This window comes from Pseudomonas sp. DC1.2 (genome assembly GCF_034351645.1).
Classification (GTDB): Bacteria; Pseudomonadota; Gammaproteobacteria; order Pseudomonadales; family Pseudomonadaceae; genus Aquipseudomonas.
The window spans coordinates 1,438,752-1,458,443 of record NZ_CP133782.1; the positions used below are offsets into that span (position 1 = coordinate 1,438,752).

Sequence of the window (19,692 nt, forward strand, 5' to 3'; positions counted from 1 at the left end):
TTATTACAACTTGGCGTCGGCAGCCATCTGCACGTAGGTCGGATCGAAGCGCAGCTTGAGGTTGCCCTTGTCACCACGGGTTACGCCATTGGCGAAGGCCATGCCGACGGCGCTGGTGTCCTTGGCGCCTTCACCCAGCAAGCCATGCTGAAACGAGAACTCGGCGACTTTACGCATGGTGTCTGGCAGTTGTTTGCTGTTGGCAAAGGTCAGTGCTTCTTGTGGCGTGGCGAACAATTTGGTGGTGTCCAGTTGCGACTGGAAACCTGCCAGGTCGGTACCCGAGGCTTTGGCCATATGTTCCAGTGCGACCTTGCTCGCGGCGTTTTTGGCATTCATCAACGACACGACCTCAAACCAGGCACCGGTCAGTGCTTTGCCCAGGGCCGGGTTGTCTTTAAGGGTGGCGCTGTTAACGACCATCATGTCCATGATCTCGCCGGGGATCTGGCTGGAGTTGAACACTTCGGTGACGCCGGGTTTGGCTTTGATGTCCGAGAGCATCGGGTTCCAAGTGGTGACCGCTTTGACTTGGTCGGTGTTGAAGGCGGCCGATATATCGGCATCGGAGGTGTTGACCACTTTCAGGTCTTTCTCGGTGAGGTCCACCGAGTCCAGAGCCCGGGCGAGCAAGTAGTGGGAGACCGACAGTTCCACCAGATTGACGTTCATGCCCTTGAGGTCGGCGACTTTCTTGCCGTCGCCCTTGAGCACAATGCCGTCGTTGCCGTTGGAGAAGTCGCTGACGATCAACGCGGTGCTATCGACGCCACCCGCCGCCGGAATGGTCAGTGCATCCATGTTGGTCATGGTGCAGCCGTCGAATTGGCCTGCGGTGTATTGATTGATCGATTCGACATAGTCGTTGAGCTGAACCACATCGATTTTGATGCCGTACTTTTTCGCCCATTTATCGACGATGCCTTGGCTGCCGGCATATTCCCAGGGCATCCACCCGGCATAAATCGTCCAGCAGACGCTGAAGTGGTCTTTCGGTGCGGCTTGGGATGAGACGCTGACGAAGGCTGCGAAAGCAGCGGCGAGCAGGGCGGGGAAACGAAGTGCGGTCATGGGGAGTTCTCCAGTTGATCAAGGGCGGACAGGAAGGCAGCGGCACCGTAAACGGTGGCTTGTCTCCCGGGCTTTTGTCCCGCCGTGTAACCTCAACTGGAGGTCGCCAACTCTCGGACCAGCCACTCGCCTAAGCGAGCCGGAACCCTAGTCAGCCATTGCAAATTGTGGTGCCGCGAACCTGTTATGACTCCTGCACAGGTTTGCTAAAGCGAGAGCCGTGCCAACTCGACTGCAAGGCTCTGGTTCAGGGTGATGGCGCGATAGCGGCGGTTACAGATGTGCGCGCGCTGCTTCGTCGTGGTGCGCAGGCGCACCGCTATGGCACGTGCTCGCCGCTGATCCGAAGGTTGTGGCCACTGCGCACTTGAAGCCGGTTTCGGAGTCAAGTGGGTTATCCGTCGCCCTGCCGACGGATGTCGCTGGTCTTTCAGGAGGCCGCCATGTTCCGTCGAATATTACGCTGTGGTTTTTTCGGTCTTGGCCTGTCCGGGTGCTACTACTCTCCGGGCCCGGTCGATGTGTACACAGCACCGTATTACCCTCCCGGTTACTACTACCCTTACTCGTATGGCGGCTACTACCCCGGGTTTTACGGGGGCTATCGCTACTACAACGATGGTGGCTATGGGGACTACGGCGGCCACGGTTATTACGGCGGTCACGGCGCCCGTTATTACCGCGGTGGAAACCATTACGGGCATCATTGATCATCGTATGAGTGCGGCGGCGCATCTGTTTACGGCGCGCCGCTTTTTTGTGAACGCGATGAAAAACCTTTCGCTGTGGACTTGTTTAAATTTGTTGCAGAAACGCACCAGATTCCGAAATCGATGTCTGATCTTTCGACAGTCGCTCACAAACGACCGTCGCCTGCCAGCGTCGCTGGTGTGGTTCACTCGCGGTCCAGGAGGCCGCCATGTATCGCCGAATTCTTCTGATTGCTTTGTTAGGTTTGTCCCTTGGTGCGTGCGTACCTTATTCCTACGGAGAGGGAGGATCCAGCTACTACAGTTCCCAGGTTTACACGTCGCCGGCGCCGGTTTACTACTCGGGCGGTGGCTCCTATTATTCGGCTCCACGCTATTACCAGCCGGCCCCGCGTTACTATCAGCCGGCGCCCCGTTACTACTCGGCCCCCCGCTACTATCAGCCGGAGCCACGCTACTACCAGTCCCAGAACCGTGGCTGGCAGGGGCATGATCGCGGTGGTTGGGATGGCGGAAATCGCGGAAATCGCGGCGGTTGGGGTGATGACTACCATGGTGGTCATGGCGGACGTGGTGATCATGACGGTCGTGGTGGTCGAGGCGATCATGGTGAGCGAGGCGGCAATCGTTAAAACAGTGGTAAAAAAAGCGGCGCATCCAGCGTCGCTTTTTTATCCCCGGATTTCAGTACTCCGTCAGGTCGGCCAATGGATGCCGTCCTTCCCATGCCTTGTGAAAGTGCGCGTCAACCACCGCTTGCGGCACGTTGTTGATGTCTGACCAGTGCCAATGCGGTTTTTGATCCTTATCGATCAATCGTGCCCGCACGCCTTCAGTGAATTCCGGGTGGCGACAGCAGTTGAGGCTCAGGGTGTACTCCATCTGAAAGACTTGAGCCAACGATAGGTGGCGCGCGCGCGTGATTTGTTCCCATACCAGGTGCGCAGTCAGTGGCGAGCCTTCGGTCATTGTTTTCGCGGCGCGGTTGAGCAGCAGGTCGGTGTGATCACGTTGCAAACTGATGGCTTTCCAGGCGCAACGCACATCGCTGACATCCAGCAGTTCGTCGATCTGCTGACGTCTGGGTAACCATTGCGGTTCGGGCATCTGCCCCAGTGCTTCCTGTTGCAACGCCTTGAGTAGACTGTTGAGCTGCATCGGGGTTTGTTCCTGCCAGTTCAGTTGCAGGAGGCCTTCAATTAATTGCTCTTGCTGCTCGTCGAGCAGGAAACGGTCAGCCAGGTCCAGATCGATCGCATCACGCCCATTTATGTGGGCGCCGGTCAGACCTAAAAACAATCCCAGTTTCCCTGGCAGTCGCGACAGGAACCAACTGGCGCCGACGTCCGGGTACAAACCGATGCTGATCTCCGGCATCGCCAAGCGGCTGCTTGGCGTGACTATTCGGATGCTCGCCCCCTGCAACAACCCCATGCCGCCGCCGAGTACGTAGCCGTGACCCCAGCAGATCAGTGGCTTCGGGTAGGTGTGCAGGTTGAAGTCCAGGCGGTACTCCGCGGCAAAAAACTGTGCAGCCAGCGGTGGAACTTCCCCCGGATGGGCACGGCAGGCCTCCACCAGGCTGCGCACCTCGCCTCCGGCGCAAAAAGCCTTGGCGCCGTTGCCGCGCAATAGAACACAAACGATTTGCGGTTCTTTGGCCCAGATATCCAGCTGGTCGCGCAGGGCGTTGATCATCGGCAGGGACAATGCGTTAAGCGACTTTTCGGCGTCCAGGCTGGCGATGCCGATACGCGCGCCGTCGGTGCCGGTGAGTTCTTCGAAGTGCAGATTCATCGTGACCTCGATGGGGAATTTGAACGTTCAGTATGATCGCAATGCTGGAAAGTGCTGGAAAGTGCTGGATCTGCGTCAGATCAATTGACAAGCATGGCCAGCTTTCCTAGGGTTCGCCTCATTGTTTTTGCCGGGTGTAACCATGACTGCTGACGACCGTATCAAACTCGAACCTAGCTGGAAGGAGGCCTTGCGTGCCGAGTTCGACCAACCCTACATGGCAGACTTGCGCACCTTCTTGCAGCAGGAGCGTGCCGCAGGCAAGGAGATCTATCCACCGGGGCCGATGATTTTCAACGCCCTCAATTCCACGCCGTTGGACAAGGTCAAGGTCGTCATTCTCGGTCAGGACCCTTATCACGGGCCGGGTCAGGCCCATGGCCTGTGCTTTTCAGTGCAACCGGGTGTGCCGGCGCCGCCGTCGCTGGTGAACATCTATAAGGAGTTGAAGCGCGACCTGAACATCGACATTCCCAGCCACGGCTGCCTGCAAAGCTGGGCCGATCAGGGCGTACTGATGATCAACACCACCATGACCGTCGAGCGGGCCAACGCTAACGCACATGCTGGCAAAGGTTGGCAGTTCTTTACCGACCGGATTATCGAAGTGGTCAGTGAGCATCAGCCACACCTGGTGTTTCTGCTGTGGGGCGCGCATGCCCAAGGCAAACAAAAACTGATCGATGCGACCAAGCATCTGGTGCTGACCTCGGTGCATCCGTCGCCGCTGTCCGCCTATCGCGGCTTCCTCGGTTGCGGACACTTCAGCCGGACCAATAAGTTTCTGGAGCAGAATGGCGAGACGCCGATCGAGTGGCGGTTGCCACCGGTCGCGTAATGATCGTTCCCTCGCGTGGGAACGATCATGGTAAGGAGGATTCTGGTTGCCGGTTCCAATACTTGAACAACGGTTCTGCCAGAAACAACACAAACAGCAGTCGCATGACTTGCATCGCTGTTACCAGTGGCACCGACAATTGCAAGGTCTCTGCGGTCAGGCTCATCTCTGCGATCCCGCCGGGCATCATGCCTAACGTCAGGGAACGCAGGTCCAGATGGGTCAAGGCACTCAAACCCAGGGCTGCTAGCGTGGCGATCAACATGGTCAGCGCCGTACCCATTAAGGTTCGGCCCATGAACGAAGGCGCTCGCCGGAAGAACTGTCGGTTGAAGTGACATCCCAAGCCGCTGCCGATCAGCCATTGCCCTATTTGACTGCCGCCGTTGGGCAAACCGATGTGCAGGTCCCAACCGATGCTGACGGCGGCGCTGACCAGCAGCGGCCCGAACAGCCACGGATTGGGTTGGCGCAAACGCTGCCAGCCCCAGGCGAGCAGGGCGCCCGCCGGAAACAGAAACGCCAGCCAATACCCGTTGACGGCTGTGGCATGGGCGATCGGCGCGCCTTCCCCCAGCACGTATTTGAAGGCCGCCGGCACACACAACACCACCACCAGCACCCGCAAACTTTGCCCCGCCGCGACCCGGCTAAGCACCGCGCCATTGCGCGCGCCGAGGTTGACCATTTCCCCTGAACCGCCCGGCATGCTGGAGAAAAACGCGGTGGCGCGGTCCTCCCCTGAACGCCGCATCAACCAGACCCCGACCACGCTGGACAGGCTAGTGATCAGCGCGCCAAAGAAGATCAACCCGAAATGGCTCATGACCTGCTCGATCACCACCGGGGTGAAGTGCAAGCCAATGCCGATGCCGACGATCCACTGCCCACCCTTACGCCCGCCAGGAATTTCTGCCAGTTGCCAGGGTGTCAGGCAGCGCACCAGGATGATCGCCAGTAACGAGCCGACCATCCAAGGTAGCGGCCAGCCGACCTGGCTGGCGAGGTAGCCGCCGAGTAGGCCGACCAGCGGCGTTCCCCACCAGGTTTTGAAAGGTCGATCAGACATCGCTGACCGGGCGTCGGGCGACCGAACGTTTGCGCCAGATCCGCAGGATCGGCATCAGGAGCATGATGGCGGTCAGCACCCAGACACCAAAGGTAATCGGGCTCGACCAGAGGATTTCCAATGCGCCGTTGGAAATCGACAGGGCACGACGCAGGTTTTGTTCCATCAGGCCTCCGAGGATGAACCCCAGCAGAACCGGCGACAACGGGAAGTCCAGCTTGCGCAGGATGTAGCCAAAAATACCGATGCCGATCATCAGGAACAAGTCGAAGGTGGTCGCGTGGACGGCATAGACGCCGATTCCGGTAATGATCGCGATGACCGGCACCAGCGCCCAGTTCGGCACGGAAAGGATGCGCGTGAAGAGACGGATCATTGGGATGTTGAGGATCACCAGCATGATGTTGGCGATGAACAACGAGGCGATTAGGCCCCAGACGATGTCCGGTTGCTGTTGGAACAGCAGCGGCCCTGGAGTGATGTTGTAAAGCGACAGCGCGCCAATCATCACCGCTGTGGTGCCGGATCCCGGAACGCCCAAGGTCAGCATCGGCACCAGGGCGCCGCACGCGGAAGCACCGATAGCGGTTTCCGGCGCCGCGAGGCCGCGCATGTCGCCTTGGCCGAACGTGCCCTTGGCGCCGGCGATACGTTTCTCGGTCATGTAGGCCACCGCACTCGCCAGTGTCGCTCCCGCCCCTGGCAACACGCCCATGATGAAGCCCAGCAAGCCGCAGCGGATGTTCACGACGAACACCGAAGACGCTTCCTTGAAGTTGAACATCATGCGGCCGGTGGCTTTCACCGCTTCCTGGCCGCGATGGGTCTTCTCCAGCAACAGCAGGATTTCGCTGATGGAGAACAGGCCCAACACCAACACCACAAACTGAATGCCATCGGTGAGGTGGATGTTGTCCCCGGTGAATCGGTACACGCCACTGTTGGCGTCGATGCCGACGGTCGACAGAAACAGCCCGATCAGCGCCGCAATAAACGTTTTCAGCGGACGATCACCTGCCATGCCGCCCAGGCAGACAATCGCAAACACCATCAGAACGAAATATTCCGCAGGTCCGAAGGCAATGGCCCATTTCGCCAGCAGTGGGGCGAACAGCACCATGCCGCAGGTGGCGATGAATGCGCCGATGAATGAACTCCACGCCGACAGCGATAACGCCACACCTGCCAGGCCTTTGCGGGCCATCGGGTAACCATCGAGGGTGGTCATCACGGTAGAAGCTTCGCCCGGAATATTGAGCAAAATCGAGCTGATCCGACCGCCGTATTCGCAACCCAGGTACACCGCTGCGAGCAGGATCAGGGCGGACTCGGGAGGCAGGCCCAGGGCAAACGCGATCGGGATCAGTAACGCCACGCCGTTGATCGGGCCCAGGCCCGGCAGCAGGCCCACCACCGTGCCAATCAACGTACCGCAGAGCGCGGTCACCAAGTTATAGGGCGTCAGCGCAACGCCGAAACCCTGTCCCAAATAGGCAAAAGTATCCATATCAGTTCTCCAGGACGTCGAGCAGGCCCAAGGGCAGCGGTACGTCCATCAACTTGTCGAACAGCAGATAGAGGCCAATGCTCATCAACGTGGTGACGACGATGCTGGGCCCCCAGCGACCGCCGTACAGACGGGCCATCGGAATGCCGATCAGGATGCTGCTGAGGATGAAACCCAGCGGTTCGAACATCCCGGCGAAGATCAACAGCAGCACGATGCACACGCCAATCTTGTTTAGGGTTTCACGGTCGAGTTTCGGGTCGTCGTCGCTGTGTACGATGGGCGTCGGGCGAAACAGCATGTACAGCAGGCCAAGGCCCATCAAAGCAAGCATCAACAATGGGAAAGCCCTGGGGCCCACCGGTTCGTAGGAAAAAGCGGCCTGATAGGGCCACGCCATGAGTGCCAGGCCAATACAGGCCAGCAACAGTGCGCAGGCAAAAATGCGTTGTAAGAGCATGCAGAACTCCTGTGCCGCGGCCCTCAATGACGAGGGCCGCGGCCGCTAGACAGAGGCGATCACTGGATCAGGCCGAACTCTTTGGCCAGCACTTTGTAGTCGGCGACCTGTTTCTTGACGTAGGTGTCCAGTTCCGGACCGGTCATGGCGAACGGGAAGAGTTGACGCTGATCGCGCAGCTTGGCGAAATCTTCGGAGGCCAGCAGCTTGTCGAAGGTGTTTTTCCACCAGGCGTAGTCTGCGTCACTGACTTTGGGCCCAAGGTAAAAGCCACGAACCACCGGCCAGACGATGTTGTAGCCTTGTTCCTTGGCGGTTGGGATGTTTTTCATTTCCGGCTCGTCCAGGCGTTCTTCGGCGAACACCGCCAACAGGCGCATGTCACCGCTTTGAATGTGCGGCATGGAGTCGGAGATGTCGGTACTGCCAACCTGAATGTGGCCGCCCAGCAACGCGGTGGCGATTTCACCGCCGCCTTCGAGGGCGACGTAACGCAGGTCACGCGGATTGATGCCAGCGGCCTTGGCAATCAGTGCGGTTTGCATCCAGTCCTGGCTGCCGACGGTGCCACCGGAGCCGATCACTACTTTGCTTGGGTCTTTCTTCAGCGCCTGAACCAGATCGTCTAGATTCTTGTAGGGCGAATCGCTTCTTACGGCGATGGCGCCATAGCTGGTGCCAACCGCCGCCAGCCAGCGGACGTTAGTTTCATCGAAGCGACCGAACTTACCCTGGGCCAGGTTCAGCAGCGAACCGCTGGACCACGCTACCAGCGTGCCCGCATCGGCGGGGCGTTGGGCGACCACCGCGTTATACGCCACCGCGCCGACACCGCCGGGCATGTAGGTCACGCGCATCGGTTTGGTCAGGAGTTTTTCGTTGACCAGCGCGCTTTGAGCCAGTTTGCAGGTCAGGTCGAAACCACCGCCCGGTGAGGCCGGGGCGATGCATTCCGGGCGTTTGGGTTCAGCGAGCAATTGGCCGGCGAACAACAGGGCGCTAGCGGTGAGCGCCACGTTACGCAGTGATAAGTTCATTCAAGTCTCCTTGGGAGTTTTTGTTATGGGCGTACTTTTTACCAACGGGCAATGCTGTCGCTCACCCGACAACGCACGTCATCCGCGTCGCGGGTGCAGTATTGGAACGGCAGGCCTTGCTGGCAACATGTTGGACGAGTGGCCAAGTACGTTGGCACTGAAAAGGGACGTGAGGCTAGGGCGGGGAAATCGTGCGGGCGGGCAAGCCTGGGGCTGTGTAGACAGCATCTTGAAGTACTCCATTATTGTTCTTATTGGCGAAAACGCTTCGAGGCGTTTTTCGTATGGCTTAGTGCTCAAGCAGCGGCAGTCGAAACGGTACAACTCTGGACTTTAGCCGCCGAACCTTTCGTGAACCTTTCAATCGGCTTTCACGGTTTTGAGGCTTCACAGCGGCGGATGCGGCTGTAAACTTCGCGCCAAAGAATGGCGTTGACCATCCCTGAATGAGGTAAAGATCCATGCGTGTTCTGCTCGTCGAAGATCATCTTCAGCTCGCCGACAGTGTCGCTCAGGCGCTCAAGAGCACCGGCTTGACCGTGGATGTGCTGCACGATGGCGTAGCGGCCGACCTGGCGTTAAGCAGCGAGGAGTACGCCATGGCGATTCTTGACGTCGGCCTGCCACGCATGGATGGTTTCGAGGTGCTGGCGCGCCTGCGGGGCCGGGGTAAAAACCTGCCGGTGTTGATGTTGACCGCACGCAGCGATGTCAAAGACCGGGTCCATGGGCTGAACCTGGGCGCCGACGATTACCTGGCCAAACCGTTCGAACTGACCGAGCTTGAGGCCCGCGTCAAAGCCTTGCTGCGGCGCAGCGTGTTGGGCGGCGAGCGTCAGCAGCGCTGCGGCGTGCTGGCCTATGACCTGGACACTCGCCGTTTCACTCTCGGCGAAGAACTGCTGACCCTGACCTCCCGTGAGCAAGCGGTGCTCGAAGCGTTGATCGCCCGTCCCGGTCGAGTGATGAGCAAGGAGCAGTTGGCCTCCCAGGTGTTCGGCCTCGACGAAGAAGCGAGCCCTGACGCTATCGAAATCTACGTCCACCGCTTGCGCAAGAAGCTCGACGGTCAGCCGGTGGCGATCGTGACCTTTCGAGGACTTGGCTATTTGCTGGAAAGCCGCGATGCATAAGCCCAGCAGCCTGCGCTGGCGATTGCTGTGGAACCTGGCGCTGTTGTTGGTGCTGTTGATGCTGGCCAGTGGTTTGAGTGCGTATTGGAACGGTCGCGAAGCCGCCGATACCGCCTATGACCGAACGTTGCTGGCCTCGGCGCGCACGATTGCCGCCGGCCTGTCCCAACGCGATGGCAGCCTCAGCGCCGACGTCCCTTACGTTGCTCTTGATACCTTCGCCTACGACAGCGCCGGGCGGATTTATTACCAGGTCAACGATATTCACCAAAAGCTGATCTCCGGCTACGAGAACCTGCCGGGACCGCCGCCTGGGACGCCGCGCACCGACGATTACCCGGCGTTGGCGCGTTTCTATGACGCCGTCTATCAAGGTCAGAATGTGCGCGTGGTGAGTCTGCTTAAACCTGTGATTGAGCCGAACATGAATGGCATGGCGGAAATTCGCGTGGCGGAAACCGACGAGGCTCGCGTCCGCATGGCACGCAGTCTTGCGATGGACACTTTGCTGCGTCTGGGCATGCTGGCAGTCGGTGCATTGTTGCTGGTGTGGTTCGCGGTCAGCGCCGCGCTTCGTCCTCTTGAGCGCTTGCGCACAGCGGTGGAGGAGCGGCAGTCGGACGATCTGCGGCCCTTGCCGTTGGTGGAAGTGCAACATGAGTTATGGCCGCTGGTGCGCGCGCTCAATCACTTTACGGAACGCCTGCGTGGGCAGTTCGAGCGCCAGGCGCAGTTTATCGCCGATGCAGCACACGAATTGCGCACACCGCTGGCGGCACTCAAGGCGCGACTCGAACTTGGGTTGCGTTCCAGCGCACCCGAGACCTGGCGCAGCACCCTTGAAACTGCCGCCCAAGGTACGGATCGCCTAACCCACCTGGCTAATCAGTTGCTGTCCCTGGCACGGGTCGAAAATGGCGCCCGCGCGATTGCCGAGGGGGGCGCTCAGTTGCTGGATCTGAGCCAATTGGCCCGTGAGTTGGGTATGGCGATGGCGCCCCTGGCCCACGCCCGCGGTGTGGCCCTGGCCCTGGAAGCGGAAGAGCCGGTGTGGCTGCGGGGTGAGCCGACGCTGTTGAACGAGTTATTGAGCAATCTGGTGGACAACGCGCTGGCCCACACACCGCCCGGCGGCAACGTGATCCTGCGGGTGACGGCGCCTGCCGTTTTGGAAGTGGAGGACGACGGGCCAGGCATCCCCCTAGACGAGCGGGACCGGGTGTTCGAGCGGTTTTATCGGCGTAACCAGCAAGTGGCAGGCTCGGGACTTGGGCTGGCGATTGTCGGCGAGATCTGCCGCGCGCACCTGGCTCAAATCAGCTTGCACGACGGGGAGAAGGCGGGGTTGAAGGTGCGGGTGAGTTTCATCGCAGGCGAGTGAGCGAAGCGCCGGCTTCCTTGCCACCGTTGCTTGTGTTCACCCTCAGTAGAACATCGACCGTGATTCATCCAGGTTCCAGCGCACGGGTTCGTTCTCGGGATCGATTCCTAGCTTTTTGAACGCCGGCACCGTCAACGGGTCGATGAGTGCCAGCGGATGATCGGTGCCTTTATAGCAATACAGGCAAGCCACCTGCACCAGGTCGACATAATCGACGCGTTTCGATTGGCGGTTGAAGTCCAGGTACGATCCGGGCAATTGCACCAGCAGTTCCGGAAACTCCCAGACCCTGAGCAGCTTGTCGCCGAGGAGCGGATGGATGCTATCGATCACATGGTTAAGGCTGATCGGGTCGGACAGCAGCTCATAGTGATCCTCTGCGTAAGTCAGGATCGGCAACACGCCAATCTGATGCACCAACCCGCCCAGTGCGGCCTGATCAGGTTTTAGCTGGGTATAGGTGCGACACAGCGAATAACAGACCCCGGCAATTTCCAGGCTCTTGCGCCATACCTCGCGCATTTTTTGTTCCACCACCTCGGATCGGGCATGGAAAATTTGCTCCATCACCAGACCAATCGCCAGGTTGCTACTGTAATTGACGCCCAGACGGGTGATCGCCGTGTGCAAGTCGGTCACTTCCTGGGTGGCGCGCAGTAAGGGGCTGTTGACCACTTTGATCAGGCGCGCGGACAGTGCTGTGTCACGGCTGATCACTTTGCTCAGGGTGCTGATGCTGATCTCCGGGTCCTCAGCGGCCTTGCGTATCTTTAGGGCCACTTCCGGTAGCGTTGGCAGAACCAGGTCGTCGTTATCGATGGCCTCAACCAAATCCTGTAGGACCTTATCTGCCAGCTCACTCATTTCGGTTCTCTAGGGTCTTGCAAAAAAATACGGCTCCTTACTAACGCTGAATTTCTTTATCGCGATCCAGTGAGTAAGGCAGGTCGAGCAATTGCAAGGCAGGACCGTCGAGCGTAGTCAGGTGGATGTCACCACCTTCTGCTGCTTCGGCTTGTAGCACGGCCAAGAGTTCAATGTGTTGATCTGTATGAGCGGCAATGACGACTTCGCCGATGGCGCTGCCGTGAGTCGGCGAGAACAGCGGGGTGCCGGGTTCTGGCAGTTCGGGGGTATCGAGTTGCAGGCGGTACAGGCGGCGCTTGAGTTTGCCCAGGTATTGCATGCGCGCGACGATTTCCTGACCGGTGTAGCAGCCCTTCTTGAAGCTCACTCCGCCGACGGCTTGCAGGTTCAGCATCTGAGGAATGAATAGCTCGCGGGTACTCGGCATGACCTGGCCGATCCCTGCTCGGACCTGCCCCAGTAGCCATTGATTCAGATTTCCTTCATTCAACAGGGCGCTCAGTTTGTCCTTGATTGCCTCGGCTTGATCGGCGGCGGCCCACAGTTCGGCGCGCTCAGGCGATACGCGAACGGCAATCAGGCGGTCATTGCGCACCACGCAGTCGGTATCGGCCGACAGCTCAAGACCCAGGCTACTCAGTGCCGTATCGCCCTGCTGGAGACCGAAGCGAACCCAGGCTGCGCTTTCGTCGGTCAGCTTGGATTTGGAGAATACCGCGTACTTTTTCAAGTCAGCGAGTTGCGGTTCGAGCAGTTCGCTGGCCATGGCCATTAAGACGCCATCACCTTGCAACAGAATACGAAAGCTGGACTGCATTCGGCCTTTCTGCGTGCAGCGGGCACCAAGACTGGCCTGGGTGTCGCTCAGGTAATTGAGGTTGCAGGTCAACTGGCCTTGCAGGAATTTGCCTGCATCCGCGCCGCGGACCGCCAGAACACCTTCGTGAGACAGGGTGCAGAAAAAAGCAGAGTCGGCCATGAGTCTTCGCAGGGTAAAAAGTCTGGGGGACATCATAAGGGGGCGCCCATGAAATGGGTAGTTCACAAAGGATCGGTTGTGCGCGACCAAAGCCGACTGTTCGGCGGTGCCTGGGGCTGTATACTTGCCGCCTATTTGAGGAGCGCTCCATGGTCGAAGATGTTGAACTGAATCGCCTCTACTGGCACAGCCGCCGCGGCATGCTCGAGCTTGACGTGTTGCTGGTGCCGTTCGTGAAAGAGGTCTACCCGCATCTCAATGATGTCGACCGCGATTGCTACCGTAAGCTGCTTGAGTGCGAAGATCAGGACATGTTCGGCTGGTTCATGGAACGTGCCGAGTCTGAGGATCCGGAGCTTCAGCGCATGGTTCGCATGATCCTGGATCGTGTCCAGCCCAAGTAATGTGTTCGAATGCCGCTGGCATGCCTCGCGGCAATTGCTGGCGGTGTATCTGTTGGCCCAGCTGTCAGCCCTGGGTTCGGTAGTTCTTCTCTCTATACCCGTTTGGGCGTGTTTGGTTGTGGCTTTGTGCTGCCTGGCGCATGGCGTTTGGGTTGTGCCGCGGCAAATTCTTTTGACCCATCCGACGGCATTCCGCGGTGTGCGGTGCAATGCTGATGGCTGGCAAGTGTGGAATCAGGCGTCCGGGTGGCAGTCGGTGCAGTTGCGGCCGGACAGCCTGGCGTTACCGTTGGTCGTGGTGCTGCGGTTTCGTCTGCGCGGCGAACGGCGGATCAGGACGCTCTGCGTGCCCCGCGATGCGCAGGCGGCGGACTTGCACCGACGCCTGCGAGTTCGTCTTGCGTTTAGTCGACGTAGGTGGGAGGCACCAGAATAGTGTCCAGCGCGACCGGCAGCATGTTCGGGTAATCGAGGGTGTAATGCAGTCCGCGGCTTTCCTTGCGCTCCATGGCGCTGCGGATCATCAGTTCGGCCACTTGTGCCAGGTTGCGCAACTCGATCAAGTCCCGACTGACCTTATAGTTGCTGTAGAACTCATCAATCTCGTCGAGTAACAGCCGCACCCGGTGCTGTGCCCGTTGCAGGCGCTTATTGGTGCGCACGATGCCGACGTAGTCCCACATGAATCGCCGCAGCTCATCCCAGTTGTGCGCAATGATCACGTCTTCATCGGAGTCAGTCACCTGGCTGGCGTCCCAGACGGGGAGGGCAATCGGGATCGAAACCTGTGGCAATTGTTCAATAATGTCAGCCGCCGCCGAGCGAGCGTAGACGAAACATTCCAGTAACGAATTACTGGCCATGCGGTTGGCACCGTGCAAGCCGGTGAAGCTGGTTTCGCCAATGGCATACAAGCCGGGCACGTCGGTGCGCCCCTGCTGATCAACCATCACACCACCACAGGTGTAGTGTGCCGCGGGTACCACCGGTATCGGTTGCTTGGTGATATCGATGGAGAATTCCAGGCAGCGCTCGTACACCGTCGGGAAGTGGGTTTTGATGAAGTCTTCGGGCTTGTGGCTGATGTCCAGGTAGACGCAATCGACCCCCAGCCGTTTCATCTCGTGGTCGATGGCGCGGGCGACGATGTCTCGGGGGGCGAGTTCGGCACGGGGGTCGAAGCGCTGCATGAAGCGCTCGCCATTGGGCAGCTTCAAGTGGGCACCTTCGCCGCGCAGGGCTTCGGTGATGAGGAAACTTTTGGCTTGCGGGTGATACAGGCACGTGGGGTGGAACTGGTTGAACTCCAGGTTCGCGACCCGGCAGCCCGAGCGCCAGGCCATGGCGATACCGTCACCACAGGCGCCATCGGGGTTACTGGTATAGAGGTAGACCTTGGCGGCGCCACCGGAAGCAAGAATCACGAAGCGGGCGCCATAAGTGTCGACTTCGCCGGTGCTGCGATTAAGAACGTAAGCCCCGAGGCAACGATCACCTTCCAGGCCCAGGCGTTTTTCCGTGATCAGGTCGACGGCGACCCGCTGCTCCAGCAGTTCGATGTTTGGCCGTTGTCGGGCTTGAAACAGCAGGGTTCTGAAGATCGCCGCCCCGGTAGCATCGGCGGCGTGGATGATGCGTCGATGGCTATGGCCGCCCTCGCGGGTCAAGTGAAACTCGAAGCCGCCGTCTTCAGTCCCGGACTGTTCGTCACGGGTGAACGGAACACCTTGGTCGATCAGCCATTGAATCGCTTCTTTGCTGTGTTCGACAGTAAACCGCACCGCGTCTTCATGGCACAGGCCACCGCCAGCGTTGAGGGTGTCGTCGACGTGGGATTCAACGGTATCGGTATCATCCAGCACGGCCGCGACGCCGCCCTGGGCCCAGAAGGTCGAGCCGTTGGCGAGGTCGCCCTTGCTCAATACCGCGATGCGTAAATGACCTGGCAAGGTCAGCGCAAGACTTAAACCGGCAGCGCCGCTGCCAATGACCAGAACATCGTGTTGAAACTGTTGGCTCATTTCAGGATTCCGCTCAAAGCGACCCGGGTCGGGGTTGGCGCAAGACACCTGGATCGGCGAGTCAGGCAGCCACACAGCCCACTAGTATATAGAGGGGTGGATCGGCACAATAGCCACGCCCGTATGGCATTGTGAAACTACTGTGGCGGAAAAGACCGGCCGCTTCGTCGGAAGTTTTTTTAAGCGGTTTGGCGATATGACGACTGTATCGCCGATTTAACAGTCTTTTTCTCTTCATAGTTACCCCGTGCCGGGTTCGTGCCGCTATAAATAATTGGAACTTTTGCCAGAAGTCCAAGATCAATAGACGGCTGCCTGAATCCAGGGACAGTGTCGGTTTCGGAGCGGGACCTGCGGTTTGGTCCTCTTCAGCGAATCCGATGACAAGATTATTCGCGCAGCCGGGTCATCCCGAGCTGCGTTTTTCGTGCGTGCCAAATCAGAGTCCGCAGGAAACTTGCTTGAAGGGGGAGAACTTTTGCGAAAAGCCCGAGTCTATGTTTGCAAGTCTGGTCGTTTAGTTATGCAAGCCTCCTTCGAGTTTAACGAGGAGTGTTCATGCTAACCCAGGAAGAGGATCAGCAACTGGTTGAGCGCGTTCAACGCGGCGACAAGCGAGCTTTTGATCTGCTGGTGCTGAAATATCAGCACAAAATTCTCGGGTTGATCGTGCGTTTCGTGCACGACACCCATGAAGCCCAAGATGTCGCACAAGAGGCCTTTATCAAGGCTTACCGTGCGCTTGGTAACTTTCGCGGAGACAGTGCGTTTTATACGTGGCTTTACCGCATCGCCATCAACACGGCGAAAAACTATCTGGTTTCGCGCGGTCGTCGGCCGCCGGATAGTGATGTTAGTTCTGAGGATGCAGAGTTCTACGATGGCGATCATGGCCTCAAGGATCTCGAGTCGCCAGAGCGTGCGCTTTTGCGCGATGAGATCGAGGGCACCGTCCATCGAACCATCCAGCAACTGCCAGAAGATTTGCGTACTGCTTTAACTTTGCGTGAATTCGATGGTCTGAGTTACGAAGACATTGCGGCAGTTATGCAGTGTCCGGTGGGTACTGTGCGTTCCCGGATTTTCCGGGCGCGGGAAGCCATCGATAAAGCCCTGCAACCGTTGTTGCAGGAAAACTAAAGACAGCGGCGATAGCCAAGAGAGGAACGCCATGAGTCGTGAAGCCCTGCAGGAATCGCTGTCCGCAGTGATGGATAACGAGGCGGACGAACTGGAATTGCGTCGGGTATTAAATGCCTTTGACGATGTTGAAACCCGTGAAACCTGGGCTCGTTACCAGATCGCTCGGGCAGTGATGCACAAGGATTTGTTGCTCCCTCGTCTGGACATTGCTGCGGCAGTTTCTGCTGCGCTCCAGGATGAAGCCGTTCCGGCCAAGGCATCGCGTGGTCCATGGCGTAGCCTGGGTCGATTGGCGGTTGCTGCTTCGGTGACTGTTGCCGTGCTGGCAGGTGTTCGTCTGTACAACCAAGACGAGATCGCCGGTGTTCAACTGGCCCAGCAATCAAACCAGCCGAGTCTGGCCGTTCCTCAGGTCAGGGGACCAGCAGTATTGGCCGGCTACAAAGAAAGCTCGGAAGCTACCGGTCCTATGGCGAGCGGTGTATTGCAAGGTCAGCCAGGCTGGCACGATCAGCGTCTGCCAAGCTACTTGCGCCAACATGCTCAACAAGCTGCCTTGAAAGGCTCTGAAAGCGCTCTGCCTTACGCACGTGCAGCAAGCCTGGAAAACCGCTAAGGAGGATCATGCGCGCCATACCTCTACTTACGCTTCTGCTCGGTGGCTGGTTTGTTGTTCCAGCCCACGCTGATGAGGCTCAAGACTGGTTGACCCGTCTTGGCCAAGCCGAGCAACAGCAAAGCTTTCAAGGTACTTTCGTCTACGAGCGTAACGGTAGTTTTTCTACCCATGACATCTGGCATCGCGTCCAGGATGGCAAGGTCCGCGAGCGTTTACTACAACTCGACGGCTCCGCTCAGGAAGTCGTGCGCATCGATGGGCACACTCAATGCGTCAGCGGCACTTTGATCGCGGGGCTGGGGGACTCCCCCAACTCTAGCGCCCGTGCGCTTGATCCGCAAAAGCTTAAAGATTGGTACGATCTTGCCGTCATTGGCAAATCGCGTGTGGCTGGTCGTGCAGCGGTGATTATTTCACTGACGCCACGTGATCAGCATCGATACGGCTTCGAACTGCATCTGGACAAAGAAACAGGCTTGCCCCTGAAGTCATTGCTGCTTAATGAGAAAGGGCAATTGCTCGAGCGTTTTCAGTTCACTCAACTGGATACGGCGAATGTGCCGTCGGACAAGGATTTACAGGCAGGCTCTGACTGCAACGCTGTCACGCTCGACAGCGACAAGGCTTCTGCTGTCAAGATCGCCCAGGATTGGCATTCTGATTGGCTGCCGCCCGGTTTCGAACTGACCAGCAGTACCTCACGCAAGGATCCTGAGACCAAAACCCAAGTCAATAGCTTGATGTACGACGACGGTCTTGCGCGCTTCTCGGTGTTTCTTGAGCCTTTGAACGGCGCTACAGTGACCGACACTCGTACCCAGTTGGGGCCGACTGTCGCGGTCTCCCGACGCTTAACCACGCCCCAGGGCGAGATCATGGTGACTGTCGTGGGTGAAATTCCAATTGGCACTGCAGAACGGATTGCGCTTTCCATGCGCTCCGACGCTGTTGCGGCCAAGTAGCAGCCCGACAGTGGTGGAACTCATTTGATTGGCCGTTTGATCGTGCGAATGGTCAGATATGGTCGTCCTGCCGTTGAGATGTCGAAATGTTTGGTGAGCATTTCAATTTGCAAATACCCCCAAAGTTTTCTATAGGTCAGAGCCTCTCGGTTCTGGCCTTGTTTGTTGTTCCCGGAACAAAAATACCGGCGTATTGTTCCCGGTGTTCCTTGCTCCATATCGCTTAACCATGCTCGTCGTAACGGGAGCCGTATGTCGATACCACGCTTGAAGTCTTATCTCTCCATTTTTGCCACCGTGCTGGTGCTCGGTCAGGCGGTCTCTGCCCAAGCGGCCGAATTGCCTGACTTCACGCAGTTGGTCGAGCAGGCTTCGCCTGCGGTGGTGAACATCAGTACTACGCAGAAGCTCCCCGACCGTAAGGTATCGGACCAGCAAATGCCCGACCTCGAAGGCTTGCCGCCGATGCTGCGCGAGTTCTTCGAGCGCGGTATGCCCCAGCAGCGCGCGCCTCGTGGTGATCGTCAGCGTGAAGCTCAGTCCTTGGGTTCGGGGTTCATCATCTCGCCTGACGGCTACATTCTGACCAACAACCACGTGATCGCTGATGCGGACGAAATTCTGGTTCGCCTGGCTGACCGCAGCGAGCTTAAAGCCAAGCTGATCGGCACGGACCCGCGTTCTGACGTGGCCCTGCTGAAAATCGAAGGCAAGGATCTTCCGGTGCTGAAACTTGGCAAATCCCAAGACCTCAAAGCTGGTCAGTGGGTAGTGGCTATCGGTTCGCCGTTTGGTTTTGATCACACGGTAACCCAAGGCATTGTCAGTGCCATTGGTCGCAGCCTGCCGAACGAAAACTATGTGCCGTTCATCCAGACCGACGTGCCCATCAATCCGGGCAACTCCGGTGGGCCATTGTTCAACCTGAACGGAGAAGTGGTCGGCATCAACTCGCAGATCTACACCCGTTCTGGCGGCTTCATGGGCGTGTCTTTCGCGATCCCGATCGATGTCGCGATGGATGTATCCAATCAGCTGAAAAACGGCGGAAAGGTCAGTCGCGGCTGGCTGGGTGTTGTGATCCAGGAAGTGAACAAGGACCTGGCCGAGTCGTTCGGTCTTGATAAGCCGGCCGGTGCGCTTGTCGCTCAAATCCAGGAAGGTGGTCCGGCTGCCAAGGGCGGTCTGCAAGTGGGCGACGTGATCTTGAGCATGAACGGTCAGCCGATTGTTATGTCTGCCGATCTGCCGCACTTGGTGGGTGCGCTTAAGGCGGGCGCTAAGGCCAATCTTGAAGTGATCCGTGACGGCAAACGTAAGAATGTCGAGCTGACGGTCGGCGCAATTCCTGAAGAAGGCAAAGAGCTGGCGGCCTTGCCAAAAACCGGTATTGAAGCCAGCAGCAACCGTTTGGGCGTTTCCGTTGCAGAGTTGACGGCTGAGCAAAAGAAAGCCAACGACCTTAAGGGCGGAGTGGTTATCAAGGAAGTTCAGGACGGCCCTGCGTCGTTGATTGGTTTGCAGCCGGGTGACGTGATCACTCACCTGAACAATCAGGCAATTGAGTCCACGAAAGAGTTTGCTGACATCGCTAAAGCACTGCCGAAGAATCGTTCGGTGTCTATGCGTGTTTTGCGCCAGGGACGTGCGAGCTTCATTACGTTCAAACTGGCTGAATAAACCGGTCGTTGGCT

20 protein-coding genes and 1 riboswitch are annotated in these 19,692 nt (G+C 58.4%); of the genes, 11 read left to right on the top strand and 9 right to left on the bottom strand.

Features of this window, described 5'->3' with window-relative positions; translation table 11 throughout:
- Window positions 1–3: 3 nt before the first annotated feature.
- Window positions 4–1,071 carry a putative urea ABC transporter substrate-binding protein gene (locus tag RHM68_RS06430; RefSeq protein WP_322221076.1) on the bottom strand — a complete coding sequence of 356 codons (1,068 nt, stop codon included), beginning with the start codon at window positions 1,069–1,071 and terminating at the stop codon, window positions 4–6.
- 61 nt (window positions 1,072–1,132) lie between these two features.
- Window positions 1,133–1,233: riboswitch (guanidine-I (ykkC/yxkD leader) on the bottom strand.
- Between the two features lie 281 nt (window positions 1,234–1,514).
- Here RHM68_RS06430 and RHM68_RS06435 point away from each other — a divergent pair.
- A complete protein-coding gene (locus RHM68_RS06435; RefSeq protein WP_322221077.1) occupies window positions 1,515–1,781 on the top strand; it encodes a hypothetical protein in 267 nt (88 codons plus the stop codon).
- 209 nt (window positions 1,782–1,990) lie between these two features.
- Window positions 1,991–2,413, top strand: a complete 423-nt coding sequence (locus tag RHM68_RS06440; protein ID WP_322221078.1) for a hypothetical protein — start codon at window positions 1,991–1,993, stop codon at window positions 2,411–2,413.
- 52 nt (window positions 2,414–2,465) lie between these two features.
- On the opposite strand, the gene RHM68_RS06445 is transcribed toward RHM68_RS06440, so the two are convergent.
- Window positions 2,466–3,578, bottom strand: a complete 1,113-nt coding sequence (locus RHM68_RS06445) for an enoyl-CoA hydratase/isomerase family protein (RefSeq protein WP_322221079.1) — start codon at window positions 3,576–3,578, stop codon at window positions 2,466–2,468.
- A gap of 142 nt (window positions 3,579–3,720) precedes the next feature.
- Between RHM68_RS06445 and ung the strand changes: the two genes are divergently transcribed.
- Window positions 3,721–4,416 (top strand): uracil-DNA glycosylase, encoded by a 696-nt coding sequence (gene ung / locus RHM68_RS06450; protein WP_322221080.1) that lies wholly within the window; start codon window positions 3,721–3,723, stop codon window positions 4,414–4,416.
- Window positions 4,417–4,441: 25 nt separating this feature from the next.
- On the opposite strand, the gene RHM68_RS06455 is transcribed toward ung, so the two are convergent.
- Genes RHM68_RS06455 through RHM68_RS06470 form a run of 4 tightly spaced genes read right to left on the bottom strand, consistent with a single transcriptional unit; the run spans window position 4,442 to window position 8,489 of the window.
- Window positions 4,442–5,485: an AbrB family transcriptional regulator gene (locus RHM68_RS06455; RefSeq protein ID WP_322221081.1), complete on the bottom strand. Its 1,044-nt coding sequence runs from the start codon at window positions 5,483–5,485 to the stop codon at window positions 4,442–4,444.
- The gene (locus RHM68_RS06460; RefSeq protein ID WP_322221082.1) at window positions 5,478–6,992 is read right to left on the bottom strand and encodes a tripartite tricarboxylate transporter permease; all 1,515 of its coding nucleotides are present in this window, start codon (window positions 6,990–6,992) and stop codon (window positions 5,478–5,480) included. Before RHM68_RS06460 ends, RHM68_RS06455 begins: the two co-directional genes overlap by 8 nt.
- 1 nt (window position 6,993) lies before the next feature.
- Window positions 6,994–7,452, bottom strand: a complete 459-nt coding sequence (locus RHM68_RS06465) for a tripartite tricarboxylate transporter TctB family protein (RefSeq protein WP_322221083.1) — start codon at window positions 7,450–7,452, stop codon at window positions 6,994–6,996.
- Between the two features lie 59 nt (window positions 7,453–7,511).
- Window positions 7,512–8,489 carry a tripartite tricarboxylate transporter substrate binding protein gene (locus tag RHM68_RS06470; RefSeq protein WP_322221084.1) on the bottom strand — a complete coding sequence of 326 codons (978 nt, stop codon included), beginning with the start codon at window positions 8,487–8,489 and terminating at the stop codon, window positions 7,512–7,514.
- Between the two features lie 461 nt (window positions 8,490–8,950).
- Between RHM68_RS06470 and RHM68_RS06475 the strand changes: the two genes are divergently transcribed.
- Together RHM68_RS06475 and RHM68_RS06480 are read left to right on the top strand one after the other, a co-directional pair.
- Window positions 8,951–9,622 carry a response regulator gene (locus RHM68_RS06475; protein WP_322221085.1) on the top strand — a complete coding sequence of 224 codons (672 nt, stop codon included), beginning with the start codon at window positions 8,951–8,953 and terminating at the stop codon, window positions 9,620–9,622.
- Window positions 9,615–11,003, top strand: coding sequence for a sensor histidine kinase (locus tag RHM68_RS06480; protein ID WP_322221086.1), 1,389 nt, complete (start codon window positions 9,615–9,617; stop codon window positions 11,001–11,003). Before RHM68_RS06475 ends, RHM68_RS06480 begins: the two co-directional genes overlap by 8 nt.
- Before the next feature lie 42 nt (window positions 11,004–11,045).
- Here the strand turns inward: RHM68_RS06480 and RHM68_RS06485 are convergent, their stop codons facing one another.
- Entirely contained in the window at window positions 11,046–11,867 is an 822-nt protein-coding gene (locus RHM68_RS06485) for an HDOD domain-containing protein (protein WP_322221087.1), read from the bottom strand.
- 40 nt (window positions 11,868–11,907) lie between these two features.
- Window positions 11,908–12,849 (bottom strand): folate-binding protein YgfZ, encoded by a 942-nt coding sequence (locus RHM68_RS06490; RefSeq protein WP_322221088.1) that lies wholly within the window; start codon window positions 12,847–12,849, stop codon window positions 11,908–11,910.
- Between the two features lie 149 nt (window positions 12,850–12,998).
- Here RHM68_RS06490 and RHM68_RS06495 point away from each other — a divergent pair, with 149 nt between their 5' ends.
- Window positions 12,999–13,253 carry a succinate dehydrogenase assembly factor 2 gene (locus RHM68_RS06495; RefSeq protein WP_007944081.1) on the top strand — a complete coding sequence of 85 codons (255 nt, stop codon included), beginning with the start codon at window positions 12,999–13,001 and terminating at the stop codon, window positions 13,251–13,253.
- Window positions 13,237–13,689: a protein YgfX gene (locus RHM68_RS06500; protein WP_322221089.1), complete on the top strand. Its 453-nt coding sequence runs from the start codon at window positions 13,237–13,239 to the stop codon at window positions 13,687–13,689. The genes RHM68_RS06495 and RHM68_RS06500 overlap by 17 nt, the downstream gene beginning before the upstream one ends.
- On the opposite strand, the gene nadB is transcribed toward RHM68_RS06500, so the two are convergent.
- Window positions 13,658–15,274, bottom strand: coding sequence for an L-aspartate oxidase (gene nadB / locus RHM68_RS06505; RefSeq protein WP_322221090.1), 1,617 nt, complete (start codon window positions 15,272–15,274; stop codon window positions 13,658–13,660). The two genes, RHM68_RS06500 and nadB, sit on opposite strands and share 32 nt — an antisense overlap.
- Before the next feature lie 558 nt (window positions 15,275–15,832).
- Between nadB and rpoE the strand changes: the two genes are divergently transcribed.
- From rpoE to RHM68_RS06525, 4 genes are all read left to right on the top strand, one after another.
- Complete coding sequence (gene rpoE / locus RHM68_RS06510; RefSeq protein ID WP_007944079.1) at window positions 15,833–16,414, top strand: RNA polymerase sigma factor RpoE; 582 nt, start codon at window positions 15,833–15,835, stop codon at window positions 16,412–16,414.
- Between the two features lie 31 nt (window positions 16,415–16,445).
- Complete coding sequence (locus RHM68_RS06515) at window positions 16,446–17,033, top strand: sigma-E factor negative regulatory protein (RefSeq protein ID WP_322221091.1); 588 nt, start codon at window positions 16,446–16,448, stop codon at window positions 17,031–17,033.
- Between the two features lie 8 nt (window positions 17,034–17,041).
- Window positions 17,042–17,998 (top strand): MucB/RseB C-terminal domain-containing protein, encoded by a 957-nt coding sequence (locus RHM68_RS06520; protein WP_322221093.1) that lies wholly within the window; start codon window positions 17,042–17,044, stop codon window positions 17,996–17,998.
- Between the two features lie 252 nt (window positions 17,999–18,250).
- Window positions 18,251–19,678, top strand: coding sequence for a DegQ family serine endoprotease (locus RHM68_RS06525; RefSeq protein ID WP_322221095.1), 1,428 nt, complete (start codon window positions 18,251–18,253; stop codon window positions 19,676–19,678).
- The last annotated feature ends 14 nt before the right edge of the window (window positions 19,679–19,692 follow it).